The sequence below is a fragment of the Mycobacterium sp. SM3041 genome, assembly GCF_039668335.1.
Taxonomy (GTDB): domain Bacteria; phylum Actinomycetota; class Actinomycetes; order Mycobacteriales; family Mycobacteriaceae; genus Mycobacterium.
This window is the reverse complement of the sequence record NZ_JAYXBQ010000035.1, coordinates 130,296-156,497: the sequence shown is the minus strand read 5'-3', so window position 1 is coordinate 156,497 and position 26,202 is coordinate 130,296. Positions and strand designations below refer to the sequence as shown.

General features: G+C 67.5%; 27 protein-coding genes. 21 read left to right on the top strand and 6 right to left on the bottom strand.

Annotation, left to right across the window (positions count from 1 at the left end):
* Positions 1-221: 221 nt before the first annotated feature.
* The 3 genes from VXD91_RS08980 (at position 222) to VXD91_RS08970 (ending at position 2,356) form a co-directional block, all read left to right on the top strand.
* The gene (locus tag VXD91_RS08980) at positions 222-1,307 is read left to right on the top strand and encodes a hypothetical protein (RefSeq protein WP_346415210.1); all 1,086 of its coding nucleotides are present in this window, start codon (positions 222-224) and stop codon (positions 1,305-1,307) included.
* Between the two features lie 69 nt (positions 1,308-1,376).
* Positions 1,377-1,862, top strand: a complete 486-nt coding sequence (locus tag VXD91_RS08975; protein WP_318986900.1) for an RDD family protein — start codon at positions 1,377-1,379, stop codon at positions 1,860-1,862.
* Complete coding sequence (locus VXD91_RS08970; protein ID WP_346415209.1) at positions 1,862-2,356, top strand: RDD family protein; 495 nt, start codon at positions 1,862-1,864, stop codon at positions 2,354-2,356. Before VXD91_RS08975 ends, VXD91_RS08970 begins: the two co-directional genes overlap by 1 nt.
* On the opposite strand, the gene VXD91_RS08965 is transcribed toward VXD91_RS08970, so the two are convergent.
* Complete coding sequence (locus VXD91_RS08965) at positions 2,340-3,506, bottom strand: acyl-CoA dehydrogenase family protein (RefSeq protein ID WP_318986898.1); 1,167 nt, start codon at positions 3,504-3,506, stop codon at positions 2,340-2,342. The two genes, VXD91_RS08970 and VXD91_RS08965, sit on opposite strands and share 17 nt — an antisense overlap.
* Before the next feature lie 84 nt (positions 3,507-3,590).
* Here VXD91_RS08965 and VXD91_RS08960 point away from each other — a divergent pair, with 84 nt between their 5' ends.
* From VXD91_RS08960 to VXD91_RS08950, 3 genes are read left to right on the top strand one after another with little or no spacing between them, the layout of a single operon-like run.
* Positions 3,591-4,109, top strand: coding sequence for a DUF4190 domain-containing protein (locus tag VXD91_RS08960; RefSeq protein WP_346415208.1), 519 nt, complete (start codon positions 3,591-3,593; stop codon positions 4,107-4,109).
* Between the two features lie 15 nt (positions 4,110-4,124).
* Positions 4,125-4,628 carry a TM2 domain-containing protein gene (locus tag VXD91_RS08955; protein WP_346415207.1) on the top strand — a complete coding sequence of 168 codons (504 nt, stop codon included), beginning with the start codon at positions 4,125-4,127 and terminating at the stop codon, positions 4,626-4,628.
* A 10-nt stretch (positions 4,629-4,638) separates the two neighbouring features.
* Positions 4,639-5,811: a cystathionine gamma-synthase gene (locus VXD91_RS08950; protein ID WP_061001766.1), complete on the top strand. Its 1,173-nt coding sequence runs from the start codon at positions 4,639-4,641 to the stop codon at positions 5,809-5,811.
* On the opposite strand, the gene VXD91_RS08945 is transcribed toward VXD91_RS08950, so the two are convergent.
* From VXD91_RS08945 to VXD91_RS08935, 3 genes are all read right to left on the bottom strand, one after another.
* Positions 5,808-6,470, bottom strand: a complete 663-nt coding sequence (locus VXD91_RS08945; RefSeq protein ID WP_346415206.1) for a GPP34 family phosphoprotein — start codon at positions 6,468-6,470, stop codon at positions 5,808-5,810. The genes VXD91_RS08950 and VXD91_RS08945 overlap by 4 nt on opposite strands.
* 45 nt (positions 6,471-6,515) lie before the next feature.
* On the bottom strand, positions 6,516-7,010 hold the full coding sequence (gene greA, locus VXD91_RS08940) for a transcription elongation factor GreA (protein WP_061001764.1): 495 nt from the start codon (positions 7,008-7,010) through the stop codon (positions 6,516-6,518).
* A 264-nt stretch (positions 7,011-7,274) separates the two neighbouring features.
* Positions 7,275-7,697 (bottom strand): DUF4307 domain-containing protein, encoded by a 423-nt coding sequence (locus VXD91_RS08935; RefSeq protein WP_020099199.1) that lies wholly within the window; start codon positions 7,695-7,697, stop codon positions 7,275-7,277.
* Between the two features lie 120 nt (positions 7,698-7,817).
* On the opposite strand from VXD91_RS08935, the gene mca reads away from it, so the two are divergent.
* Genes mca through VXD91_RS08915 form a run of 4 tightly spaced genes read left to right on the top strand, consistent with a single transcriptional unit; the run spans position 7,818 to position 11,334 of the window.
* Positions 7,818-8,684, top strand: a complete 867-nt coding sequence (gene mca, locus VXD91_RS08930; protein ID WP_061001763.1) for a mycothiol conjugate amidase Mca — start codon at positions 7,818-7,820, stop codon at positions 8,682-8,684.
* Positions 8,681-8,971, top strand: coding sequence for a hypothetical protein (locus tag VXD91_RS08925; RefSeq protein WP_318986891.1), 291 nt, complete (start codon positions 8,681-8,683; stop codon positions 8,969-8,971). Before mca ends, VXD91_RS08925 begins: the two co-directional genes overlap by 4 nt.
* 10 nt (positions 8,972-8,981) lie before the next feature.
* A complete protein-coding gene (locus tag VXD91_RS08920) occupies positions 8,982-10,961 on the top strand; it encodes a thioredoxin domain-containing protein (RefSeq protein ID WP_346415205.1) in 1,980 nt (659 codons plus the stop codon).
* Between the two features lie 10 nt (positions 10,962-10,971).
* Positions 10,972-11,334, top strand: coding sequence for a nuclear transport factor 2 family protein (locus VXD91_RS08915; protein WP_133425511.1), 363 nt, complete (start codon positions 10,972-10,974; stop codon positions 11,332-11,334).
* A 52-nt stretch (positions 11,335-11,386) separates the two neighbouring features.
* Here the strand turns inward: VXD91_RS08915 and VXD91_RS08910 are convergent, their stop codons facing one another.
* Complete coding sequence (locus VXD91_RS08910) at positions 11,387-12,109, bottom strand: hemolysin III family protein (protein WP_020099204.1); 723 nt, start codon at positions 12,107-12,109, stop codon at positions 11,387-11,389.
* 116 nt (positions 12,110-12,225) lie between these two features.
* On the opposite strand from VXD91_RS08910, the gene VXD91_RS08905 reads away from it, so the two are divergent.
* From VXD91_RS08905 to VXD91_RS08890, 4 genes are all read left to right on the top strand, one after another.
* A complete protein-coding gene (locus VXD91_RS08905) occupies positions 12,226-13,023 on the top strand; it encodes a (2Z,6E)-farnesyl diphosphate synthase (protein WP_346415204.1) in 798 nt (265 codons plus the stop codon).
* Between the two features lie 21 nt (positions 13,024-13,044).
* On the top strand, positions 13,045-14,409 hold the full coding sequence (locus tag VXD91_RS08900) for a hypothetical protein (RefSeq protein ID WP_346415203.1): 1,365 nt from the start codon (positions 13,045-13,047) through the stop codon (positions 14,407-14,409).
* Between the two features lie 128 nt (positions 14,410-14,537).
* Positions 14,538-14,957: a hypothetical protein gene (locus tag VXD91_RS08895; RefSeq protein WP_020099207.1), complete on the top strand. Its 420-nt coding sequence runs from the start codon at positions 14,538-14,540 to the stop codon at positions 14,955-14,957.
* Positions 14,958-15,048: 91 nt separating this feature from the next.
* Entirely contained in the window at positions 15,049-15,450 is a 402-nt protein-coding gene (locus tag VXD91_RS08890; RefSeq protein WP_346415202.1) for a hypothetical protein, read from the top strand.
* A gap of 62 nt (positions 15,451-15,512) precedes the next feature.
* Here VXD91_RS08890 and coaA read toward each other — a convergent pair whose 3' ends face one another.
* Positions 15,513-16,451 (bottom strand): type I pantothenate kinase, encoded by a 939-nt coding sequence (gene coaA, locus VXD91_RS08885; RefSeq protein WP_133425516.1) that lies wholly within the window; start codon positions 16,449-16,451, stop codon positions 15,513-15,515.
* A gap of 63 nt (positions 16,452-16,514) precedes the next feature.
* On the opposite strand from coaA, the gene VXD91_RS08880 reads away from it, so the two are divergent.
* The 7 genes from VXD91_RS08880 (at position 16,515) to VXD91_RS08850 (ending at position 26,176) form a co-directional block, all read left to right on the top strand.
* Complete coding sequence (locus VXD91_RS08880; protein ID WP_346415201.1) at positions 16,515-17,747, top strand: DUF885 domain-containing protein; 1,233 nt, start codon at positions 16,515-16,517, stop codon at positions 17,745-17,747.
* A gap of 9 nt (positions 17,748-17,756) precedes the next feature.
* Positions 17,757-18,257, top strand: coding sequence for a hypothetical protein (locus VXD91_RS08875; protein ID WP_346415200.1), 501 nt, complete (start codon positions 17,757-17,759; stop codon positions 18,255-18,257).
* A 9-nt stretch (positions 18,258-18,266) separates the two neighbouring features.
* Positions 18,267-19,751 (top strand): glycine hydroxymethyltransferase, encoded by a 1,485-nt coding sequence (locus VXD91_RS08870; protein WP_346415199.1) that lies wholly within the window; start codon positions 18,267-18,269, stop codon positions 19,749-19,751.
* A gap of 144 nt (positions 19,752-19,895) precedes the next feature.
* On the top strand, positions 19,896-21,104 hold the full coding sequence (locus tag VXD91_RS08865; RefSeq protein WP_346415198.1) for a helix-turn-helix domain-containing protein: 1,209 nt from the start codon (positions 19,896-19,898) through the stop codon (positions 21,102-21,104).
* Positions 21,105-21,295: 191 nt separating this feature from the next.
* Complete coding sequence (locus VXD91_RS08860; protein WP_346415197.1) at positions 21,296-23,758, top strand: hypothetical protein; 2,463 nt, start codon at positions 21,296-21,298, stop codon at positions 23,756-23,758.
* A 93-nt stretch (positions 23,759-23,851) separates the two neighbouring features.
* Positions 23,852-24,673: an acyl-ACP desaturase gene (locus VXD91_RS08855; RefSeq protein WP_346415196.1), complete on the top strand. Its 822-nt coding sequence runs from the start codon at positions 23,852-23,854 to the stop codon at positions 24,671-24,673.
* Positions 24,674-24,862: 189 nt separating this feature from the next.
* On the top strand, positions 24,863-26,176 hold the full coding sequence (locus VXD91_RS08850; RefSeq protein WP_346415195.1) for a PhoH family protein: 1,314 nt from the start codon (positions 24,863-24,865) through the stop codon (positions 26,174-26,176).
* The last annotated feature ends 26 nt before the right edge of the window (positions 26,177-26,202 follow it).

The following is a 26,202-nucleotide window of genomic DNA, read 5'->3' as shown; positions in this document are numbered from 1 at the left end:
CGAGAAGCCCCGGCCGTGACGTGCGGTGTCTCGTGTTCCGCCTCGTTCAGGGCGACGCTCGTGGAACTACCGCGAAACGCCTGGCAGTTGTGCAGTCCGCGTGTTTTTCGTCTACAGCGTGTCGTTCGTGCCGCGGTATTCGTATATTCGTGTAGTTCGATGTTGATCTCGTGCCGTGGCGACCGAAGTCACGCCAAATCCTCTCGGAGAGGGACTGAACTATGACGGACCAACCGACGGACGGCACTCCGCCGGACGCCAATAAGCCGACGGAGTACATTCCGCAGCCACCGCCGGGTGGATTCCCCCCGCCCCCGGGAGGTGCTCCGACGGAATACATTCCGCAGGCGCCGCAGGGTGGCTATCCGCCGCCTCCGCAGGGTGGTTACCCGCCGCCGCCTCCGCCGCCCGGCGGATTCCCGCCTCCGCCGCAGGGTGGCTACCCGCCGCCGCCGGGGCAAGGTGGATACGCCCCGCCGCCTCCGCCTCCCGGTGGTGCCTACCCGCCGCCTCCGCCGTCGCAGGGCGGGTTCGCGCCGCCGCCTCCGGGCGGATACCCGCCGGCCGGGTACCAGTACGGTGCGCCGGGTGGTGCCGCTCCGTTCAGCGTCGGCGACGCGCTGTCGTGGGCATGGAACAAGTTCACCAAGAACCCGGCGCCGCTGATCGTGTCGACCTTGGTGTACGGCCTCATCGTGGGCGTGATCGTGGCCATCGTTGAGTTCAGCGTCCTGGGATTGGCTGACACTTCGGTGTCCAGCTACTCATCGGACGACACCGGCTTCAGCTACTCGTACAACGTCACGTCGCTCGGGCCGGCCAGTATCGCCGTATTGGTGCTCGGCTACCTCGTGCTGCTGGTGGTCGCCGCGGCAATCTCGTCGGCGCAGTACGTCGGCTTGCTGGGCATCGCGGACGGGCAGCCGACCACCATCGGGTCCTTCTTCAAGCCGCGCTACATCGGCCCGATGATCCTGCTGACGCTCATCGTCGGCGTGCTCGTGGCTATCGGTTACGTGTTGTGCGTGATCCCCGGTTTGATCGTCGCGCTGTTCGCGATATTCGCGCACGCGGTCCTGGTCGACCGCGGCCTGTCGCCGATCGATTCGCTCAAGGCCAGCATCGAGATCGTGAAAGCCAATGTCGGACAGGTGATCCTGGTCTGGCTGGTGGCCGGCCTGATCGGAATCGCCGGTGCGCTCGCGTGCGGCGTCGGTGTGCTGGTCTCGGCGCCGTTGGCCTCGCTGATGCTGGTGTACACGTACCGTCGCCTCAGCGGTGGTCAGGTCGCCCCGCTGACGCCGTAACGTCGTGGCCTGTTCGGGGGACGGGGCCGCTCGGTCGCGGCCCCCGAACAGGCATGACGACAGCACCACATGAGACAGGACGACTTGAACTACACACCATGGTGGGCCCGCGTGGTGGCCAGCCTGATCGACCGGTTCCCGCCGCTGTTCGTCATCGTCGTCGGCGGTCTGGTCGAGCGCTCCCAGCGCGTGACGAAATGCCTTGCCGACCAAGCGGACTACAGCATCGGCCCCTACTGCGCCACCGGGAACTCCGTCGCCGGCGTGCTGATCTGGCTGGCGGGGCTCGTCATCGCGGTGCTGTTCATGGTGTGGAATCACGGTTACCTGCAGGGCACCACGGGATCCAGCCTGGGTAAGCGGGTGTTGCATTTCCAGGTGATCGACGAAAACACGGGGCTGCCCGTCGGTTTCGGTCGCTCGGTGCTGCGGCAGCTGGCCCACGTCGCCGACGCCATCCCGGTATTCGCCGGGTACCTGTTCCCGGTGTGGGACGCCAAGCGGCAGACCCTGGCCGACAAGATCATGTCGACCGTCTGCGTGCCGACCCGATGATGACGTACGCCCCGTGGTGGCGACGAGCTGCCGCCGCCGTCATCGACCTGCTGCCCCTGGCGGTACTCACCGCAGCCGGTGCGGCGCTGGTGTGGTTCACCCGAGATCGGCTGTGCGACACCGATACCTCCGCGTTCGACGGCGGCGCCCAATGCGGTGACGGCTACTCGACGCTGGGCTACGTCAGCCTGGTCGTCACCTGGGCACTCATGGTCGGCTATCTGGTCTGGAACTTCGGCTACCGCCAGGGTCGCACCGGCGCCAGCCTGGGAAAGACCGCCACGCACTGCCGGGTGGTCGGCCAGACCTCAGGGGCGCCAATAGGTTTCGCGCGATCGCTGCTGCGGCAGGCGGTGCACCTGACCGATCTGTCGATCGTCGGCTACCTGTGGCCGCTGTGGGATGCCAAGCGGCAGACGTTCGCTGACATGGTCATGGAGACCGTCTGCGTGACGCCGCCGCGCACGCGCACCCCCGTCAGCGGAACGCACTGACTCCCGTCAGCGCCTGCCCGATCACCAGTTGGTGCACCTCGGACGTGCCCTCGTAGGTCAGCACCGACTCCAGGTTGTTGGCGTGCCGGATCACCGGGTACTCCAGGGTTATGCCGTTGGCGCCCAACAGGGTTCGGCACTGCCGCGCGATCTTGATGGCCTCGCGGACGTTGTTCAGCTTCCCGACGCTGACCTGCTCGGGCTGGATTTTCCCGGCGTCCTTGAGCCGGCCCAGCTGCAGGGCCAGCAACTGCGCCTTGCCGAGTTCGACGGCCATGTCGGCGATCTTGGCCTGCGTCAGTTGGTATTCCGCGAGCGTCTTGTCGAAAACCGTACGGGTGCCGACGTAGTCCAGCGTCGCCTGCAGGCAGTCGCGGGCCGCGCCCACCGCACCGAACACGATGCCGAACCGCGCCTCCGACAGGCAGCTCAGCGGGCCGGACAGACCACGCGCGCCGGGCAGCCGGGCGGACTCGGGCAGCCGGACGTCGTCGAGGCTGAATTCAGAGGTCACCGAGGCCCGCAGTGACATCTTGCGCGTCATCTCGCGGGCGCTGAAACCCGGTGTGTCCGTGGGCACGGCGAAGCCCAGCACGCCTTCTTCGGCGCGGGCCCACACCACCGCGACATCGGCGACCGAGGCGTTGGTGATCCACATCTTGGACCCGTTGAGGATCCAGTCGTCGCCGTCGCGGCGCGCGGTGGTGCGCATGCCACCGGGGTTGGATCCGAAGTCCGGCTCGGTGAGACCGAAACAGCCGATCAGGTCGCCCGCCGCCATGCCGGGCAGCCACTGCTCGCGCTGCTCCTCGCTGCCCCAGTGGTGGATCGCGAACATCGCCAGCGAGCCCTGCACCGACACCAGGGACCGGATGCCGCTGTCGACGGCCTCCAGCTCCTGGCACACCAGCCCGTAGGCCGTCGCCGTCGAACCGCTGCAGCCGTACCCGGTGAGGTGCATGCCGAGCAGACCCAGCTTGCCCACCTCGGCGGCGATCTCGCGCACCGGAACCGAACCGTTCTCGAACCACTCGGCGATGTAGGGACGCAGCCGTTGCTCGCCGAACTGGCGCACCATGGTGCGCAATTCGATGTCCTCGGCGCTCAGCAGGTCGTCGGTGCCGAGCAGATTGTCGATCGAGGCTGTCATGGTGCAGTTCTACACCGGGAGTTCGGCGTAAAGCGAGAGCAGGCCCCGGCTACGCTGGTCGCTCAGGGACAGACGGGGTGGACGATGACTGAGCAGGAACACAACCAGGGCGCGGACGAGCCGGAGGCGTCGACCCCGGCTTACGGTATGCCGCCGCTCCCGGCCTACGGCGCGGAGCCCTACCCGTCCATGCCTGCGCCCGAGCCGTTCCCGCCGCCGGCCGCGGGTTTCCCGGCCCCCGGTTACCCGCCGCCGGTCGGGCCGTATCCGCCTGCGGCCCAGGGATATCCGGGTATGCCGCCGATGCCGGGCATGATGCCGTTCGGTTACGCGCCGGTGCCGAAGACCAACGGGCTGGCCATCGCGTCGTTGGTCTGCTCGCTGCTGGGGCTGGTGACGTGTGCGGGCACCTCGATCCTCGGCGTGATCTTCGGGCACCTCGCCAAGTCGCAGATCAAGCAGAGCGGTGAGGAAGGCGAGGGCATGGCTCTCGCGGGCTTGATCGTCGGCTACATCGGGTTGGCCGTCTTCGCGCTGATTGCCATCTTCTATTTCGGCCTGATCGCGCTCATCGTGGGCAGCAGCGGTACGAGTACGTACTAGACGGGGACACCACCAATGACGAATCCATACGAGCCGGCGTCGAACGCATACGAACCCGGCGACAGTTCCGCCCAGCAACAGCCGGGTGAACCGCAGTTCGGGCAGCCGGACTACTCGCAGCAATCGGGCTATCCGCAGCAGCCCGGTTACCCGCCGCCGGGTTACCCGCAGCAGCCCGGTTACCAACAGCCCGGTTACCCACCGCCGGGGTACCCGCAGCAGCCGGGCTACGGCTATGTGCCGCAGTACGCGGCCGATCCGTCCGCGCCGTGGGGCCGCGACCCCCTGACGGGGCTGCCGTTGTCGGACAAGTCGAAGGTGACGGCCGGCCTGCTGCAGATCCTGTTGGGCACCTTCGGCGTCGGGCGATTTTATCTGGGCTACACGACCATCGGCGTGCTCCAGCTCGTCGTCTCGCTGGTGACCTGCGGCATCGGCGCCATCTGGCCGCTGATCGACGGCATCATGATTCTGATGGGGAACGTTCCCGACCCCCAAGGGCGCAAGCTCCGCGACTAGGCTGGCGCCTGTGAGTGAGCAGCGCAGCCAGGCAGACCACTACCGCGCCTACGGACCGTCGACCCGGGCCATTCATGCCGGGTTCCGGCCGGACCCGCAGACCGGCGCCGTCAACACCCCCATCTACGCCAGTTCGACGTTCGCGCAGGACGGCGTGGGCGGGTTGCGCGGCGGATTCGAGTACGCCCGCACGGGCAACCCGACCCGGGCGGCGCTGGAGACACTCCTGGCCGCGGTCGAGGGCGGGCACTACGGCCGCGCGTTCAGTTCGGGCATGGCAGCCACCGACTGCGCGCTGCGCGCCGTGCTTCGTCCGGGCGACCACATCGTCATCCCCGACGATGCCTACGGCGGCACCTTCCGGCTGATCGACAAGGTCTTCACGCAGTGGGGCATCACGCACACGCCGGCACAGCTGTCGAACCTCGACGAGGTGCGCGCGGCGATCACCTCGAAGACCCGGTTGATCTGGGTGGAGACGCCGACCAACCCGCTGCTGTCCATCGCCGACATTGCGGCGATCGTGCAGATCGGCGCCACATCGGGCGTGAAGGTGTTGGTGGACAACACCTTTGCCTCACCGGCGCTGCAGCAGCCGCTGGCCCTCGGAGCGGACATCGTGCTGCACTCGACCACCAAGTACATCGGCGGGCACTCGGACGTCGTCGGCGGCGCGCTGGTGACCAACGACGAAGAGCTCGACGCGAAATTCGCGTTCCTGCAGAACGGCGCCGGTGCGGTGCCGGGTCCTTTCGATGCCTATCTGACCTACCGCGGCCTCAAGACGCTGCCGCTGCGCATGCAGCGGCACTGCGAAAACGCCTTGCGGGTGGCCGAATTCCTCAACGACCACAAGGCTGTCGCGACGGTGCTGTACCCGGGTCTGTCGAGTCATCCGGGCTACGAGGTGGCGGCCAAGCAGATGAGCGGCTTCGGCGGCATGGTGTCGGTGCGGCTGCGCGGCGGCGAGCAGGCCGCACGCGAATTGTGCTCGCGCACAGAGATTTTCATTCTCGCCGAGTCGCTCGGTGGCGTGGAGTCGCTGATCGAGCATCCCGGCGCCATGACGCACGCGTCGACCGCCGGCTCGCAGCTGGAGGTGCCGAACGACCTGGTCCGGCTGTCGGTCGGCATCGAGGATGTGGCCGACCTGATCGGGGACCTGGAGCAGGCGCTGGGTTAAACCAGCGCGCCCCGCACCGCGGCGGCCGTGACGGCGAGGTTCACCTCGGCGACGCCGGTCTCGTATTCGTTGACCCAGTGGCCGCTGGCGATGTCGCCGGCGCGGGCATGCACCCACCGCCAACCGCGGTCGTTGAGGCTCATCAGGGAACCCAGGCCGTCGACGGTGTGCAGCAGCGTGACGATGGCTGCCGTCGCCGGCGCGGGCGGTCGGCGGTCGAACAATGCCGACAGCAGCGCCGCGCGCGCCTGCCCGACGCGCGCCCGGTCCCTCAACGGCAGGGCGTAGTGCGGCCGGAACCTGTTGCCGCCCAACGGTTGCCGACGCAGCTGCCCGGCGCGCTGCAGCTGGTCGATGAGACTGTCCTCGGTGCCTTTGCGCAGTTTCGACATCACGGCAGCAGGCCGCCGCGGTCGCTGGCGAAGCAGGTCCAGTGCCGGCGCGGACACCGCGTCGACGGTGCCGTCGCCGGAGAGGGCCACCAGGTGGCCGTCGGGTGCGCCGTCACCTGGCGCGGCGGGCCGAATACGGCACGCCAGCGCCAGGTCCAGCAGGACGGCACCGGACAACACCCGGTGCCGACGTGGTTGATCCAGACCCGGCTGTGCGGACGAATTGTCCAGGAGCAGCAGATACAGGTCTTCGGCGATCTGAGCCATGAATGTCAGCTGGTGGCCGGACAAGTAGGGCCGGCCGTCGCAGGTCTAGGCGTGATAGGGCTCGGCCTTGACCAGCGTGACCTTGACGGTGGCGCCGCTGGGCACCGTGTAGCTGCGCTCCTCGCCGACCTTCGCGTCGATCAGCGCGTGGCCGAGCGGCGAGTTGGGGGAGTACACCTCGAGCTTGCCGTCGGTGACGCCTTCCTGACGGGTGGCGATGAGGAACGTCTCGGTGTCGTTCTGGTCGTCGTCGTAGTAGACGGTCACGACCGAGCCGGGCAGCGCCACACCGGACTTCTTCGGTGCCTCGCCGACCTTGGCGTTGTTGAGCAGTTCCTGCAGCTGACGGATGCGGGCTTCCTGCTGGCCCTGCTCTTCGCGGGCCGCGTGGTAGCCGCCGTTCTCGCGGAGGTCGCCCTCTTCGCGGCGGTCGTTGATCTCGGCAGCGATGACCGGGCGGTTGGCGATCAGCTGATCGAGCTCAGCCTTCAGGCGCTCGAATGCTTCTTCGGTGAGCCAGGTGACCTGGGTATCGGTCATGTCTGCTGCTCTCCTGTCGTTGTAAGCGTGCGTGTATGCCCGGGCGGTGTGTCCGGGGTTGCCCCGTTGCTTGGGGCCGGCGGTGCTGCGATCGCGACGGCAGGTCCAGGTCCCCCCAGAAGGTGCCAGCAGGTGCCCGCTAATGCAGCAATACACGGCCCCAGTCGGAACCGTGTACTGAGCAAGCGTACCACTTGGGCGTCTCCAAACGGTCATGATTTCGCAGTTCGGAGTTCGCCGGACGGTTGGTCACCCGGCCGGTGTTCAGGGCGCGACGAGGTACGACGGCACGTCGGTGCCACAGCCGTAGACGTCGCCGACGACCGGCGGTTTTGTGGACTTCACGACGGCCGTCACCTGGACCGTCTTGGCCTCTGCCGGCACGACGAGAATCTCGCGCCGCCCGGTTTCGCTGCCGTCGAGCGCCCTCGCCCGCACGATGCACACCGCCGGTTGGGCCGGGTCCTCGCGCGTGACCGAGATGGTCACCGCAACGGTTTCGTTGTCGATGAGTTTGTACGTGCTCAACTCACCCTTGACGGGGGACGTCCCCAGACGCTGGAAACCGACGAACGCGAGCGCCACACCAGCGACGACGATGAGGAGCGTGAGGCCGATCGCGATGCGGCGACGGGTCAGCCTGGACATGCGCTGGCGCCCGTAGCGGGCGGTCGGACGCTCGATCATGGCTACTTTGGGTGCCCCATCGGTCGGTTCGGAATGCTTGGACTGGAACTATAGGACCCAGCGACATGGTTGGACTGCAGCGAGTTGTCCCACCGAGTAGAGACAGTAGGTAAGGCACACGTGAGCGAACTGCGGTTGATGGCGGTGCACGCGCACCCCGACGACGAGTCGAGCAAGGGTGCGGCCACCATGGCCAAGTACGCGGCCAACGGCGCCCGGGTCATGGTCGTGACCCTGACCGGCGGCGAGCGCGGCGACATCCTGAATCCGGCGATGGACCTGCCCGAGGTGCACGGCCGCATCCATGAGGTCCGCCGTGACGAGATGGCCAGGGCCGCCGAGATCCTCGGCGTCGAGCACCACTGGCTGGGGTTCGTCGACTCCGGGCTGCCCGAGGGTGACCCGCTGCCGCCGCTGCCCGACGGCTGCTTCGCGGTGGTGCCGATCGAAGAGCCCGTCCGCCGGCTGGTGCGGGTGATCCGCGAGTTCCGGCCGCACGTGATCACCACGTACGACGAGAACGGCGGCTACCCGCACCCCGACCACATCCGCACTCACCAGGTGTCGATGGCGGCCTACGAAGCGGCCGCCGACCATGTGCAGTTCCCCGAAGAGGGCGAGCCCTGGAGCATCGCGAAGCTGTACTACGGCCACGGTTTCCTGCGCCGGCGCATGCAGCTGCTGCAGGACGAGTTCGCCAAGCACGGCGAGGTCGGGCCGTTCGAGAAGTGGCTGCAGCACTGGGACCCCGAGCACGATCCCTTCGCCAACCGGGTGACGACCCGCATCGAGTGTGCCGACTTCTTCGAGCAGCGGGACCGCGCGCTGCTGGCGCATGCCACGCAGATCGACCCGAACGGTGACTTCTTCCGCGCGCCCATCGAATGGCAGCAGCGGCTGTGGCCGACCGAGGAGTACGAATTGGCCCGATCCAGGGTTCCGGTGACGTTGCCCGAGACCGATCTGTTCACGGGAGTATCGCTGTGATTTCTGTTCCGCTCACCATCCTGCTGGCCGAAGGTCCGCGCCAGACGGGTCCCGACTTCGGCAAGGCCAGCCCGGCCGGGCTGGTGATCACGCTGATCCTGCTGATCGCCGTGGTGGCGCTGGTCTGGTCGATGAACCGGCACCTACGCAGGCTGCCCGAATCCTTCGATCCCGCACATCCCGAGCCAGATCAGGCGGTCGACGACGGCACCGTCGGCGGTGTTCCGCACGATGCGCCGACGGGCGACACTGGGCCTGACAGCACTACAAAGCCAGAAGCTGGGTAAGACTCCAGGTATGGCTAATACCCTCGGCTCGGCCACCAGCCCCTACCTGCGCCAGCACGCCGACAACCCGGTGCACTGGCAGCAGTGGACACCGGAGGCACTGGCCGAAGCCGCGGCCCGCGACGTGCCGATCCTGCTGTCCATCGGCTACGCGGCCTGCCACTGGTGCCATGTGATGGCGCACGAGTCGTTCGAGGACTCGGACGTCGCTGCGGTGGCGAACGAGAACTTCGTCTGCATCAAGGTCGACCGGGAGGAACGTCCCGACCTCGACGCCATCTACATGAGCGCCACCGTCGCGATGACGGGACAGGGCGGCTGGCCCATGACGTGCTTCCTGACACCCGACGGCCGGCCCTTCTTCTGCGGCACCTACTACCCGAAAGACAACTTCCTGCAGCTGCTTTCGGCCGTCACCAATACGTGGCAGAACCGGCGGGACGAAGTTGAGCAGGCCTCAGACCAGATCGCTGCCGAGCTGCGCAAGATGTCGTCCGGGCTGCCCTCGGGTGGGCCGGCACCGTCGCCGGAACTGTGCGACCACGCTGTCGCCGCGGTGCTGCGCGACGAAGACCATGCACGCGGCGGTTTCGGTCGGGCGCCCAAGTTCCCGCCGTCGGCGTTGCTGGAAGCGCTGCTGCGACACCACGAACGCACCGCGTCCGCGCTCGACGCGGTGGAGCGCACCGGCACCGCGATGGCGCGTGGCGGCATCTACGACCAACTGGCGGGTGGCTTCGCCCGATACAGCGTGGACGCCTCGTGGGTGGTGCCGCACTTCGAAAAGATGTTGTACGACAACGCTTTGCTGCTCCGGGTATATGCACACTGGGCGCGACTGACCGGAAATCCGCTGGCGCGCAAGGTGGCGGACGAGACCGCGCGATTCATCATCGACGACCTCGGTGACGGTGGCATGTTCGTCTCGTCGCTCGACGCCGACACGGCGGGACATGAGGGCCTGACGTATGTGTGGACGCCGGCGGAGTTGGTGTCGGTGCTCGGCGGCGACGACGGCCGTTGGGCCGCAGCGCTTTTCGAAGTCACCGAGGCCGGAACGTTCGAACATGGCAGCTCGGTGCTGCAACTGCTGAACGACCCCGACGATGCCGAACGCTTCGAGCAGGTTCGCGCGAAGTTGCTGGCGGCAAGGGCGTTGCGGCCGCAGCCCGGGCGCGACGACAAGGTCGTCACAGCCTGGAACGGCTTCGCCATCACGGCGCTGGCGGAAGCCTCGATCGCGCTCGGCAAACCCGAATTCCTCGACGCCGCAACGGGTTGCGCCCGCCGGCTGCTGGATCTGCATCTGGTCGACGGCCGGCTGCGCCGAGCCAGCCTCGGCGGCGTCGTCGGCGACAGCGCCGGAATCCTGGAGGACTACGCGGCGCTGGCGACGGGGCTGCTGACGCTGCATCAGGTGACGGGCGACCCGTCCTGGCTGACTGCCGCGCACTCCCTCCTCGACACCGCGCTCACGCACTTCACCGATCCCGACCGTGGCGGCCGCTGGTTCGACACCGCCGACGATGCTGAGGCCTTGCTGGTGCGCCCCGCCGACCCGGTCGACGGGGCGACGCCGTCGGGCGCGTCGTTGGTCGCCGAGGCGCTGCTGACGTTCGCGCACCTCGCCGCCGAACCCGAGCGGTACGTCAACGCGGCCGCTGCCACGTTGGCGGCGGCGACCCCGATCCTGGCCCGTTCGCCGCGCGGCGGTGGCCACTGGCTGGCGGTCACGGAAGCGGCCGTCCGCGGCCCCATCCAGATCGCGGTGGCGAGCACCGGGCCGGATTCGGAATTGCTCCGTGCGGCACGCAGATTCGCACCAGGTGGCGCCATCGTCGTCGGCGGTGCCGAAGGGTCGTCGGTGCTGCTCGACGGGCGTGGCCGTGTGAACGGCCAGGACGCCGCATACGTCTGCCGCGGCCAGGTGTGCGACCTGCCGGTGACGACGGCGGGGGATCTCGCCGCTGCCCTCGGGGCGGCCGTGTAGCGTGCGGCGCATGCCCAGCGCTGAGCAGATCACCGAAAACGTCAACCGCTACCTGGACCTCGTCGACGTCGCCGACGCCGACGGGATCGCGGAGCTGTACGCCGTCGATGCCGCCATCGAGGACCCGGTCGGCGGTGAGGTGCACGTCGGCCGTCAGACGATTCACGGCTTCTACTCGAACATCGCCGGCACGAAGAACTCCCACGAACTGCACACCCTGCGTGTCTGCGGCCACGAGGCCGCGTTCTACTGGAGCCTGACCGTCAACAGTGCCATGCGCATCGACATCATCAGCACCATGAACTTCGACGCCGACGCCAAGATCACGTCGATGAAGGCGTACTGGGGCCCCGCGAACGTCACTCAGCTCTAGCGATTTGTGCACGATTTTCCGCGCCTACCGCGGAAAATCGTGCACAAATCCCTCAGGAGAAGACCGCGAACCACATCGCGATGTAGTGGCAGATGGCCGCCACCGCGGTGCAGGCGTGGAAGAACTCGTGGTGCCCGAACGTCCGGGGCCAGGGGTTGGGCCACTTGAGCGCGTAGAGCACGCCGCCGATCGAGTACAACGCGCCACCGACGATCAGCAGCACGACGGCCGTGACGCCCGCGCCGTCGAGGATCGGGCCGATGAACCACGCCGCCACCCAGCCCAACAGGATGTACAGCGGCACACCGAGCCAGCGCGGTGCCGTCGGCCAAAGCATCTTCAGGGCCACGCCGGCCAGCGCGCCGCTCCACACGATCCAGAACAACAGCCAGCCGTCGGTGCGGACCGCGAGGAGCGCGAACGGCGTGTAGCTGCCGGCGATGAAGATGAAGATCATCGAGTGGTCGAGGCGCTTCATCCAGATGCGGGCGTTCTGCGACTTCCAGTTCACCCGGTGATAGGTGCCGCTGACGGTGAACATCGCCACGATGGTGAAGGTGTACAGCAACGTCGCCAATCCGGCGCGCGTGCCCTGCATGGCCCACGACACGGAAACCAGTGCAGCGCCGGCAAAGAACGCAACGACCGCCGAGTAGACGTGGATCCAACCGCGGGCGCGTGGCTTGCCGAAAAACTCGACGACGCTTTCCACGACCACGTCGGGAAGCGTTTCCGAATGGCGGAGCACCGCGGCGGCACGGTACGGCTTGGTCATGTTCGACGGTGCCTCAGCCCGCTCGGAGGCAGCCGGATCTGTATTGCTCGGAGCGGTCAACGTTCCTCCACTAACAGCCATGGGATACCCAGAAGTCCACAGTAGTCTGGTTTCTCGTGGACATCATTCCCCCGCGCCTCAAGGAACCGGCATACCGGCTCTACGAGCTGCGGCTGCGTCAGGAGCTTGCGCACTCGAAAGCGCAACTGCCACGCCATATTGCGGTGCTGTGCGACGGCAATCGGCGCTGGGCCCGTGAGGCAGGTCACGACGACGTCAGCTACGGCTACCGCATGGGTGCCGCCAAGATCGCCGAGGTGCTGCGCTGGTGCCAGCAGGCCGGCATCGAGATGGCGACGATCTACCTGCTCTCCACCGAGAACCTGCAGCGCGACCCGCAGGAGCTGGCGCCGCTGATCGAGATCATCACCGACGTCGTCGAGGAGATCTGCGCGCCCGACAAGAACTGGACCGTGCGGACCGTCGGCGACCTCGAGCTGCTCGGTGAGGAACCGGCCAAGCGGCTGCGCGACGCCGTCGAGTCGACCGCCGAGCACACCGGTGACGGTTCGTTCCACGTCAACGTCGCCGTCGGTTACGGCGGCCGCCAGGAGATCGCCGATGCGGTCCGCACCCTGCTGAGCAAGGAGCTCGCCAACGGTGCGACGGCCGAGGAACTCATCGAGGCGGTGACCGTCGACGGCATCTCCGAGAACCTCTACACCTCGGGCCAGCCCGACCCCGACCTCGTCATCCGCACGTCGGGGGAGCAGCGGCTCAGCGGATTCCTGTTGTGGCAGAGCGCGTATTCGGAGATGTGGTTCACCGATGCGCACTGGCCGGCCTTCCGGCGGGTGGACTTCCTGCGCGCCCTGCGTGACTACACGCTGCGGAACCGCCGCTACGGGAAATAGCGTTCGTGCCAGACTGAAGCCATGGCTGCGCTGTCGGCAGTGGTCTTCGCCCTGAGCTGGTGGCTGGGGCTGTATCTCCTGGCGCGCGATCCCCGCAAGCCCATCCTGGCGTGGTCCGCGGTCGGGTTGTGCAGCTTCGCCGTGGTGGTCGCGGTCGACGCCGTCCGGCTGGCGGGCGACGCACCGACCGGCCCGCTCAGTCACATCGAGGCGTATCTGGCCGTGCTGCCCGGTATCGCCTGGCTCACCGTGCTGCTCGAATTGTCCCGGCCCGTCGACTCGGCGCGGAGCCGGTGGGGCTTCGTCGCGGTGGCGACGGTGGCAGCCATCGCATTGGTGGGCGCCGGGATCTCCGGTGGCGTGCACCCGCCGCTGCGCCCCGGGCACTGGGTCATGGTCGGGGCCATCGCCCTGTCGGCGTTCGGTGCGCTCGTGCTGGCGGTACGACGGCTGCGCCGTGGTGCGTCGTCGCGCAAGATCGTCCCGCCGGTGGTGGCGGCGACGTTGTTCTTCGGGCTCGGCAACGCGATTCTGCTGATTCCGCTGGGGCTGTTGCCGAGCTGGTTGGTGCTGGCGTCGGCGGCCTTCGACGTGCTGCTGCTCGGTATCGCGGTGGCCTGGTGGGACGCCTTCGACGAGGGGCAGGCGCTGCGCGCGGGGATGCGTCGCTCGCTGGTCGGCAGCATGGCGGTGGCGGTGCTGTTCGGTGGCCAGGTGCTGATCGGCCTGGCGGTCACCGGCGAGCACCTGGCGCTGATGGTGTTGTTGTTCACCAGCCTCGCTGTGGCGATCGCCATCAACGTGCTGGCCGATCCGCTGTCCGGGCTGCTGGACCGGCTGGCCTTCGCCCGCGAGCCCGATCTGCGGGCCGACCGCGCCGCGCTGCGCCGTACCGAGGCGGCACTGCCGCTGCGCGCCACCAACCCGCTCGACCACGTCGACGACGAGACCTTCGTCCGCCTGACCCGGCGGGCACTCGGCCACTACGCCGACCTCTCCAAGCTCGTCGCGTCACCGTTGACGACCCTCCCCGTGATCGACGAAAGACTGGCCCGCCGTGGCGCACCCGACCAGCCGCTGGAGCGCGCCAACGAACTCAAGGATTTGCTGGCCGACCGCATCGCGGCCCTCAAGCCGCGGGATGGCGGCGAGTTCGGCACCACCGAGCAGTGGCGCTACTACAACTCGCTGTACTTCCCGTACGTCGTCGGGGTGCGGGCCTACGCGCAGAACGCCACCGCGGCCGGGCTCGACCCGGTGGCGCGCCAGGCCTGGCAGTGGTTCGTCACCGAAGTGCCGCAGCGGTCGCTGCACAACTGGCAGAACGCGGCGGCGCGGGTCATCGCCGCCGACTTGCGCGGTACCCCGGTGTCGACGCTGACCTAGGCACTTCACCTCGCTGACCTGCGGTTGGCAGTGCCTGGCAGTAATCGGCAGCGTTTGGTGCAGACCGGGCGGCCCGGTTCGAGCAGTGTCGTGGGTGTCCCCAACCGGCACCGCAAGGAGCGACCGCCATGACCGCAATCAACCCCGGGCTCCACACCCGCCCACTGTCCGACAGTTCCGATTCCCTGCTCCGTTTCGCCCTCCGCGTCGACGGCACGCTGTGCTCGCTCACCGGCCTGCTGATGGCGTTCACCGCTGACCCGCTGTCCCGCTTGTCGGGGCTCTCGGCGACATCCGAATGGATCATCGGCGCGGTGTTGGTCGTTTGGGGGTTTGCTCTGTACGTCATGGCCGCCGTGCCCAGGATTCGGCGCGTCGGGACCGGCGTGCTGATCGGCAATCTCATCGGCACCGTCGCGGTGCTCGGCGTGCTGGCTTCCGGGGTGCTGCCGCTGACCGCGGCCGGCAACGTCCTGGTGCTGGCCGTCATGGCCGTGGGCCTCGGCTGCGCCTGGCTGCAATACCTCGGAGTGCGCCGTCTGGCGTGACTCCCTTCCCGCCGGGCGGGGGCGTCGCTGAAAGAGGTTGCAGTTGACGTCCCCGCGCCGGCCTTCCACCCCCTCCACCGAAAGGAAACTCATGACCACCACCACCGCACCCGCCCGCGTCCGCTCCGACCGTCTGTTGCGTCTGGCCCTGCGTGCCGACGCCCTCATCAGCGGCACCGGCGGCGTCATCTTGGCGGCCGCGGCCGGCGCCATCGCAGCGGAATCCGGCATCCCGCGGCCCGCCGTCTACGTGCTGGCCGCCGTCCTCGTCGGCTACGGCGTCGGCGTCTACGGGCTGTCGACCCTGGCCGCGGTGCGTCGTCCCGGCATCGCGGTGGCGATCGCCAACGTGGTGTTCACCATCGCCGCGGTGCTGGCCGTCATCGATGATGTCTGGCCGCTGACGACGACGGGCGTGGCGATGATGATCGTCAGCGCCGTCTACACGCTGGCCATGGCGGAGCTGCAGTACCAGGGCGTCCGTCGCGCCTGACCCTGAGGGATTTGTGCACGATTTTCCGCGCCGACCGCGGAAAATCGTGCACAAATCCCTGTTCAGAGCTTGCGGAGGCGCAGCCGGTTGATGGAGTGGTCGGCGTCTTTGCGCAGCACCAGCGTCGCCCGGGGCCGGGTCGGCAGGATGTTGTGGATCAGGTTGGGCAGGTTGATGGACTGCCAGATGTCGCGGGCGGCGAAGATGGCCTGTTCGTCGGTCAGCGTCGAGTAGTGGTGGAAGTGCGACTGCGGATTGGCGAACGCGCCCGCCCGCATCGCCAGGAACCGCGACACGTACCACTGCTCGATGTCCTCGATGCGGGCGTCGACGTACACCGAGAAGTCGAACAGGTCCGAGATCATCAGGGCCGGTCCGGTCTGCAGGACGTTGAGGCCCTCGATGATCAGGATGTCGGGGTGCCGGACGACGACCTTCTCGCCGGGCACGATGTCGTAGATCAGGTGCGAGTACACCGGGGCGGACGCCTGATCGGCGCCGGACTTGACCGCGGTGACGAACCGCATCAGCGCGCGACGGTCGTAGCTCTCGGGAAAGCCCTTGCGGTGCATGATCTTTCGCCGCTGGAGCTCGGCGTTCGGGTACAGGAAGCCGTCGGTGGTCACTAGGTCGACACGCGGGTGGTGGCCGAACCGGGCGAGCAGCGCCTGCAGCACGCGGGCGGTCGTCGACTTGCCGACGGCGACGCTGCCGGCCACGCCGATGATGAACGGCACCGGGCGGTCCGGATTCTGCTGCGGCTCGCCGAGGAACTCCGCTGTCGCGGCGAAGAGGCGCTGCCGGGCGGCGACCTGCAGATGGATCAGACGGGCCAGGGGCAGGTAGACCTCTTCGACTTCCAGCAGGTCGAGCTGCTCGCCCATACCGCGCAGGCCCAGCAGCTCATGAGCAGTGAGTTTCAGGGGAGTCGCCATACGCAGCGCGCGCCATTGGCGCCTGTCGAACTCGACGTAGGGACTCGGCTCGCTCGGCCGCGGCATGTGCTCAGTCTTGCAGTCATTGCCGGGCGATGAACGCGGGGGTACCGGCTAACGTGGGCGGGTATGAGCGCTGGGCATATCTCGCTGCCGGTTCCCGACACCGTCGCCGACGGCTTGATCCGCGAATACCTGCTGCTCGGTCTGCGGTTCGACCGCATCGAGGAGGGCTACGTCGACTCGTTCACCGGCGACCCGGCATTGCGGCAGCAGGTCGCCGACGAACCCGCGCCGGACCCCGCGGCGGTGGCCCGCCAGGCCCGCCGGCTGCACGGCGAGGTCGATGCTTCCGGGCTGGACCCGCAGCGTGCGGATTACCTGAAGGCGCATCTGCGGGCCCTGGACTGCGCGGGGCGCAAGTTCGCCGGCGAGGACGTCGGCTTCGTCGACGAGGTCCGCGACTACTTCGACGTGTCCATCGCCAAGGGCGACGAGGACCGCTACCGCGAGGCGCATCGACTGCTCGACGAGGCGCTGGGCGGCAGCGGCCCGCTGGTCGAGCGCATGCAGGCGCACCGGTCCGGCGAGGAGATTCCGCCCGAACGGCTCGAGGAGTGCATCCACGCGTTCTCGTCCGCGCTGCGCGACCGGGTCCGGGTCGACTTCCCGCTGCCCGATTCCGAGACCATCAACTACGAGATCGTCACCGACAAGCCGTGGTCGGGCTTCAACTACTACGAGGGCAACTACCGGTCGACGGTGGCGGTCAACGCCGACCTCAAGCAGCAGATGTCGAACCTGCCGCGGCTGGTGGCGCACGAGTCGTACCCGGGCCACCACACCGAGCACTGCCGCAAAGAGTTCGGGTTGGTAGCCGGTCAACATCAGGCCGAGCAGACGATCTTCCTGGTCAACACCCCGCAGTGCCTGATGGCCGAGGGCCTGGCGGACCTGGCGCTGTACGCCGCGGTGCCCGAGAACTGGGGCGCCTGGGCCGCCGAGATCTACCAGGACCTGGGCCTGCGCTTCGATGGCGAACGCGCAGAAGCGATTTCACAGGCCAGCGCGGCCCTCGCCGACGTCCGCCAGGACGCCGCGCTGATGCTGCACGACGAGCACCGCGACGCCGACGACGTGGTCGCCTTCCTGCAGCGCTGGCTGCTGACGAGCCCGGAGCGGGCCCGGCAGTCCATGCGGTTCCTGTCGTCGCCGCTGTGGCGCGCCTACACGTCGACATATGTCGAGGGCTACCGGCTGCTGCGCGGCTGGCTCGATGCCCGGCCCGCCGATGTCAGCCTCACCGCGCGGTTCGGCCGCCTGCTCGACGAGCCACTGATCCCGTCGTCCCTGCGGAATTAGGCGCCGACGGTGTGGACCCTGCCGCGGGACAGCGCGGGCAAGGCCATGCCACTCAACGTCCTGTTGGTGGTGTGGATGGCGGTCGGGCGGGGACTGTTCGTCCAGCTGGGCTGGATGACGGTATTCGTCGTCCTCGTCTCGCCGGTGCTGCTGATCTGCCTGACGATGACGACCAGGATGATCCGGCAGCTACCCGGGCGGGAGCTGACCCCTGCCCAGACCCGCGCGCAGGTGGCCGTGTGGTCGGCGATGTTCGGCTTCGGCGTGTTCTGCGCAGACGGCGGCGACAGCGGCACCACGTCGTCGATCCTGATGAAACTCCTCGGCGAGCCGTCCTGGTCGGAAACGGTGAGCGAGCTGCTCTGGTCGGCCTGCGTCATTGCCGGACCCGTCGCGTGGTGCGTGCTGTTCTCCAAGCTCACCAAAGGCCTCGCGCCCGTCCAGCCGCCTCACCCACCCACGGGATATCCAGGCCCGGGTCAGGTGAACGGCCACGACCGGCCCTATTAGGCTGAACGCATGACCTTGGATTCGACTGTATCGGGCGCTTCTGCCTCGTCCGGCCTGGGTGCCGGGTACGCCGCCACCGCCAGCGAGGCCTACCAGGCGGCGCTGCGGGTCATCGAGCAGGTTGAGCCCCGCGTCGCCGACGCGACGCGCAAAGAGCTTGCCGACCAACGCAGTTCGCTGAAGCTGATTGCGAGCGAGAACTACGCGTCGCCGGCCGTGCTGCTGACCATGGGCACCTGGTTCTCCGACAAGTACGCCGAGGGCACCGTCGGGCACCGGTTCTACGCCGCCTGCCAGAACGTCGACACCGTCGAGGCCCTCGCCGCCGAGCACGCCCGCGAGCTGTTCGGCGCCCCCTACGCCTACGCGCAGCCGCACTCGGGCATCGATGCCAACCTGGTTGCCTTCTGGGCCATCCTGGCCACCCGTATCGAGGCCCCCGGCCTGGCCGAGCTCGGCGCCAAGCACGTCAACGACCTGTCCGAAGAGGACTGGGAGAAGCTGCGCAACAAGCTGGGCAACCAGCGCCTGCTCGGTATGTCGCTGGACACCGGCGGTCACCTGACGCACGGCTTCCGCCCCAACATCTCGGGCAAGATGTTCCACCAGCGCAGCTACGGGACGGACCCGCAGACCGGCCTCATCGACTACGACGCCGTCGCCGCTGCCGCCCGCGAGTTCAAGCCGCTGGTGCTGGTCGCCGGCTACTCGGCCTACCCGCGCCGCGTGAACTTCGCCAAGATGCGCGAGATCGCCGACGAGGTCGGCGCCACCCTGATGGTCGACATGGCCCACTTCGCGGGTCTGGTGGCCGGCAAGGTGTTCACCGGCGACGAGGACCCGGTGCCGCACGCCCACGTCACCACCACGACGACGCACAAGTCGCTGCGCGGCCCGCGCGGTGGCCTGGTGCTGGCCACCGAGGAATACGCCCCGGCCGTCGACAAGGGCTGCCCGATGGTGCTCGGCGGACCGCTGTCGCATGTGATGGCCGCCAAGGCCGTGGCGCTGGCCGAGGCCCGTCAGCCCGAGTTCCGGAGCTACGCGCAGAACGTCGCCGACAACGCCAAGGCGCTCGCCGAGGGCTTCCTCAAGCGCGGCGCGACGCTGGTCACCGGCGGCACCGACAACCACCTGGTGCTGCTGGACGTGCAGTCGTTCGGCCTGACCGGCCGCCAGGCTGAGTCGGCGCTGCTGGACGCGGGCGTTGTCACCAACCGCAACGCCATCCCGAACGACCCGAACGGCGCCTGGTATACCAGCGGCATCCGCTTCGGCACCCCCGCGCTGACCACGCGCGGCTTCGGCGCCGACGAGTTCGACAAGGTCGCCGAGCTGGTGGTCGACGTGCTGAACAACGCCTCGGCAGACGCCGGCCCGAACGGCCCGTCGAAGGCCAAGTACACGCTGGCCGACGGCACCGCCGACCGCGTCCGCGCGGCCTCGGCCGAGATGCTCGACGCCAACCCGCTGTACCCGGGTCTGACGCTCTGATTTGACGCCGAAAGTGGGGCCTGTGGCCGGAGGATCGCGAGATTCTCGGTCATAGGCCCCACTTTCGTGTGTGCCGCTTGGCGAGAAAGCCGATGTGCACGGCGCACACCTCGGTAGCCTGAGCTGCGGCCGAGGAGGTGGCAGATGGGCAGTGAGGTGCTGGCCGCGATCATCGACTATTTCGCCCAGAACAAATATGCCTTCGTCAAGGGCGTGATCGCCGAGATCCTGGACGCAGTGCCCGAACTCAGCGACCCGTCGTTCCATGAGATCGTCGCTGTCAATGCCACCGAGAGCCTGGACCTCTTCCTCGACGTGCTTGCGAACGGCCTTGACCCACAAAGCATCTCGCCGTCCAGCCTCGCCATCGCCAACGTCGAGCGGGCGGTGACCGACGGTGTGCCGCTGACTGCGATCCTGCGGGCATACCGCGTCGGGCATGGCCGCATGCTCAGCACCTGTCTGGCCGAGATGCCGGCCGATGCACCCGGGGCGGCCGAGGCCATGATCGAGGTGGTGAATCTCAGCGGGTCGCACAACGGTCGGGTCACCGAGCAGATCACCGCGCTGTACGAGGACCGGTTGACACAACGTGTCCGCACTGACGAAGCGATCCGGCGGCAGTGGATCACCCGCCTGCTAAATGACTCTGAACCCGATGTGGCGCAAGCGGAATCGGCGCTCGGATACCGGCTGTCTGGCAGTCACCTCGCCGTCGAGGCATGGGCGGACGACACCGCGGACGCCGACGCGTTGCCCAAAGTAGTGACGGTCCTGCGTCAGGTGCTGCCAGGAGTCGATGACGTCCTTGTCTTAGGCGGGGAATCGCAACAGCGCATCTGGTTGCGTCTGCCGGCGGCCGTCCGGGTGGACCACGACGAACTCGCAAGACGATTGTGTATCAACGGATTGCGCGTCGCCGTCGGCCGGCGCGGTGAGGGGCTCGACGGTTTCCGCTCGGCGGCGCGGACAGCAGCGCGGGTCAAGGAATTGGCCCGGTCCGCACCCCATGAACCGCAGGTCGTGCTGTTCGACGACGTTGCTTCAGTCGCGTTGCTGGCAGACGAGCCGGCCGACCTCGCGGCGTTCGTTGCCGCCGTCCTCGGCTCGCTGGCGGACGACGACGCGCGGTGCGAGCAGCTACGCGAGACCATCCGGGCCTTCCTGGCCGCCAACTGCAGCTACACCGAGACCGCGAAGCGCACGATGTTCCACCGCAACACCGTCTACCTCAGGGTCCAACAGTCCGTCGACCAATACGGCCTGCGCCTGGACGCCGACACCCTGACGGTCGCGCTGGCCCTGGAGATTTGCCGCTGGTACGGCGGACGGGTGCTTGCGCCGGTTTCCTGAGCTTGCGGCTGGGTGATGTGCATTTTGCACATGCCGGCCCGAAAACGCTGGTCTGAGCACCCATTGGTTCAGCACAGCGATCGCTCATATCGTGACGTGGACGACAATTTCGTCGAGCTGTTCACCACATCACACCCCGGCGTTCCGCTGAGTCAGCCAACCCGGGCAGACCCATCACGAAGGGGCGAAGCATGTCTGAGTTGGGCCACTCTTGGCGGTCGCATACGGCAGGGGACGATCAGCCGGTAGCAACCGGTAACCGTGCGGCGCGGCGCCGCTCCCGGACCAAGCGGGGGATCGCCACGACCGCCGTCGCCGGCGCCATGGTCGCGGCGCTGACCGCCCCGCAGGCGTTCGCCGCGGACAGCAACCAGGCCGTGACAGATCAGATCCTCGCCCAACAGCAGCAGATCATCGCCACCAACAGCAACTATCCGTTCATCAAACCGTCCGACGTGAGTTCGTTGCCGCAATACACCCAGGCCCTGGCGATGGGCGTGCTCTTCGGTGCGCTCAATGAACAGAACCGGATCAACGGCTACGACCGCAACGGTGAATTTCTCACCGCCCCCTGGAACGCGCCGTCTGCCGAGCCTCTGCCGTTCTCGAACGACCCGACGGCGGACAACAAGTACACGCTGCTGGCCGTGCGGGGCGAGTCGTACACGGTGACCATCACCCCTCGCCCTGGCACGAAGGTGGTGACCTTCGTTCCGATGTCGGGGAACATCATGGACGGGAAGTTCATCTCGACCGGTGTCAGCTATGACCTGACGCAATTCACACCGAATGCGGACGGCACGTACACCGTGGTGATCAGTCCGGACCAGCAACCGGGCAACTGGGTGAACAGCACCGGCGCCCAGACGATCCTCATGCGCGATACCACCACCGACTGGGGCATTCCGCACGACACGATCCTCATCAAGCAGCAGAGTTCATCGTCGCAGTTCAAGCTGCCGGTGCTGTCAGAAAGCCAGGTGGCGGCGGTGTTGGCCGGCGTCGCGGACAATGTCTCCGGGTTCAATTCCAGCGTCACGAATAAGGGAATTCAGGCGGTCTGGGCCGCAGTACCGGAAAACACCTTCACCGTGATCAAGCCGACGACTTCGGCGGTCGGCGGCCCGATTCTGCCGGGGCAATTGACCAGCATCGGACACTTCAACCTGCAGCCGGACCAGGCACTCGTGGTCAAGGTGCCCACCGTTTCGGCCGGCTACGTGGCTGCCCAGCTGACCAATATCTGGCAGCTGGATCTGCCGTATGTGACCGCGCAGAGCAGCCTCAACGGCAGCAACATTTTTCAGGCAGACGACGGTTACACCTATTACGTCGTCAGCGCCACGAACCCCGGCGTCGCGAACTGGCTGGACAACGGAGGCGTCGTCAACGGCTCCGTCACGCTCCGGTTCCAGGACGTCAACGGCACGCTCGACAACAATGCGGTGACGGCCCAAGTAGTCCCGATCTCTGATGTCCGTCTGCACTTGCCGGCCGATACCCCGACCGTCACCCCGCAGCAGTACGCGGCCAGCCTCAAACGGCGGATGTTCGAGTTCAATTACGTGCACAACCAGAACAACGTGCCCACTGGCTGGGCGACGGCGAATTTGGAGCTCGATCAGATCAGGGCAGCGGTCGGCACCGACAAGTTCAACGAGATATTCGGTAGCCAGAGCAACGTCCCGTCCGTCCTGGACCGGATCACGCAATCTGCCCTCAACCCGGACTACGTCGACCTCGCCCGCGGCATCTTCGCCAACCCCGTCGGCAGCTTGTCCGCTCTCGTGCAGAACATTCCGTTGGCGGCCCAGGACATCGTGAATCCCATGGTCCTGTCCGCTCTGCGGTGCGACCTACTCATCAACCAGACCCTCACCCAAATCCGGGCCGGCCTCGCTTCCGGGAACATCACCGCCGTGGTCGCGGCGCTGGGCAGTGGCATCCAAGGTTTGGGCACAATCATCAACCGGACCTTGACCGACCCGAGCACCAGCGTCACTGCAGGCTTCCTGAACGCGCGTGACGACCTGTCGGTGGCGCTGAACCGCGCCGACAGCTACTCGCCGTTGACGATGGGCAACATCAAGACGGTCGTCAAGGAGCTCGGAGACCTCGGCCGCACCACAGGGCACATGCTGGTCGGTGGGCTGCGCGGCGCGATCCCCGCGGCCAACCCCACGTCACAAACCCCGACCGGGACGCCGGCGCCGACCGCGGCAACATTCGGCGCGGACGTGACTCCGACAGCGAAGACCACACATGAGGCGGACACAACACCGACGGCACAGCCCGCTAGCCCGGCAGCACCGACAGCTGCAGACCCGGCGGGCACTCCGGCGAGCAGGCCTGCGAAACCGTCTGACACCCCGGCAGCCGAGGGGTCGGCCAAGCCGGCGGCGGCTGATGGTAAGAACCAGCAGACCGACGGCACGCCGCACGTCAAGCAGCCCAAGGACGGGAAGCAATCGAAACCTGCCAATGGAAAGCCGTCCAAGGTTGCCAAGGGTTCCAGCACTTCTGGCGCCACGCAGACGAGTGGCCCGGAGGACTCCAAACACACACGAGGCAAGCAGCGCACTGAAAGAAAGAATTCAGCTTCCGCTGGTGGCAGCGAGAAGACCGCAGGCGCAGGTTCGGGCACAACGAAGTAACCGTCTGCGGGCGAACGGGGACCGGGTGACGCCGGTCCCCGTTTGTGCGTGGTTGATTTCAAAAACATGTGAATTCGGGTTACAGTTACTTTCATGGCTGAGAAACCGGTTGCCAACGCACTGACCCTCGAGCTCGAGCCCGTGGTGGACACCGAGCTGTCCCGGCACCTCGCGACTGAGGAAGCCTGGTACGCCCACGACTACGTGCCGTTCGAGCAGGGCGAGAACTTCGCCTTCCTCGGCGGCACCGACTGGGATGCCTCCAGTGTCACCCTGCCCAAGCCGGTCACCGATGCGCTGGAAATCCTGCTCATCACCAAGGACAACCTCGCGGGCTACCACCGCGAGCTGGTCGAGCACTTCATCCTCGAGGATAAGTGGGGCCGCTGGCTGGGCCGCTGGACCGCCGAGGAGCACCTGCACGCCATCGCGCTGCGCAACTACCTGGTGGTCACCCGCCAGATCGACCCGACCGCCAACGAGGACGTGCGCGTCGAGCACGTCATGAAGGGCTACCGGGCCGACAAGTACAGCCAGATCGAGACGCTGGTCTTCATGGCGTTCTTCGAGCGCGCGCACGCCGTCTTCACCCGCAACCTGCAGGCCCAGATCGAGGAGCCCGTGCTCGCCGCCATGGCCGGCCGCATCGCCCGCGACGAAGAACGCCACGAGGAGTTCTTTGCCAACCTCGTCACGCACCTGCTGGAGACGCACCGCGACGAGACCATCGCCGCCATCGCGGCCCGGGCCGCCGGCCTCGAGGTCATCGGTGCGGATATCGACGCCTACCAGGACAAGGTCCAGGTTGTTGCCGATGCCGGCATCTTCGATGCCGCCGCGCTGCGCACCGTCATCTCCGACCGCATCAAGGCGTGGGACCTGAGCGACGAACCGTCGCTCGCCCAGTTCATCTAGACGTCACAAAACAGTCACGGCGCGCCGTCAGCGTGGGGCGGCCGCCGGGAGTAGCGTCGCCGGTGATGGCTAGCGAATTGCTCTGCTATCCGGGCGGTACCCGATTAGAGATTGGGACCGGCCCCGGTCCAGGTACCGCTGCGTCCACCGAAGTACTCGTGTGGGGCCGCACGGGCCGAGGAGCGCCACGTGTCTGATTCGCAGGTCCGTACCTACGTGCTCGATACCTCCGTGCTGCTGTCCGATCCTTGGGCATGCACGCGTTTCGCCGAGCACGAAGTGGTTGTCCCCCTGGTGGTCATCAGTGAGCTGGAGGGTAAACGCCACCACCACGAACTGGGCTGGTTCGCCCGGCAGGCACTGCGCATGTTCGACGACTTGCGATTGGAACACGGGCGGCTGGACCAGCCGATTCCCGTTGGGACACAGGGTGGTTCGCTGCAGGTTGAGCTGAATCACGTCGACCAGTCGGTGCTGCCCACGGGCTTCCGCACCGACACCAACGACCATCGGATCCTGGCCTGCGCCGCCAACCTAGCGGCCGAGGGCAAGCGAGTCACGTTGGTCAGCAAGGACATTCCGCTGCGCGTCAAGGCCGGTGCCGTCGGCCTGTTGGCTGACGAATACCACGCGCAGGACGTCATCACGTCCGGCTGGACCGGCATGACCGAGATGGACGCCACTCCGGAGGACATCGACACGCTGTTCGCCGACGGCGAGGTCGACCTGCTGGAAGCGCGGGACTTGCCGTGCCACACCGGCATTCGGCTCCTCGGCGGCACGTCACACGCGCTGGGCCGCGTCAATGCCGAGAAGCGGGTGCAGCTGGTCCGCGGTGATCGCGAAGTGTTCGGCCTCCGGGGAAGGTCAGCCGAACAACGCGTCGCCCTCGATCTGCTGCTCGACGAGTCCGTCGGCATCGTCTCTCTCGGCGGCAAGGCCGGTACCGGCAAGTCTGCGCTGGCGCTGTGCGCCGGCCTGGAGGCGGTGCTCGAGCGCCGCACCCAGCGCAAGGTGGTCGTGTTCCGGCCGCTGTATGCCGTTGGTGGACAAGACCTCGGCTACCTGCCGGGCAGCGAGAGCGAGAAGATGGGCCCGTGGGCGCAGGCCGTCTTCGACACCCTCGAAGGCCTGGCCAGCCCGGCCGTGCTGGAGGAGGTGCTCTCCCGCGGAATGCTGGAAGTGTTGCCGCTCACGCACATTCGCGGCCGCTCGCTGCACGACTCCTTCGTCATCGTCGACGAGGCCCAGTCGCTCGAGCGCAACGTGCTGCTGACGGTGCTCTCGCGACTCGGTTCCGGTTCCCGCGTGGTGCTCACGCACGACGTCGCCCAGCGCGACAACCTGCGCGTCGGCCGGCATGACGGTGTCGCGGCGGTGATCGAGAAGCTCAAGGGCCACCCGCTGTTCGCGCACATCACCCTGATGCGCAGCGAACGCTCGCCGATCGCCGCGCTGGTCACCGAGATGCTCGAGGAGATCAGCCCCGGCACCCTGCCGTGACCTGAGCCGGGCCGCGATTTGTGCAC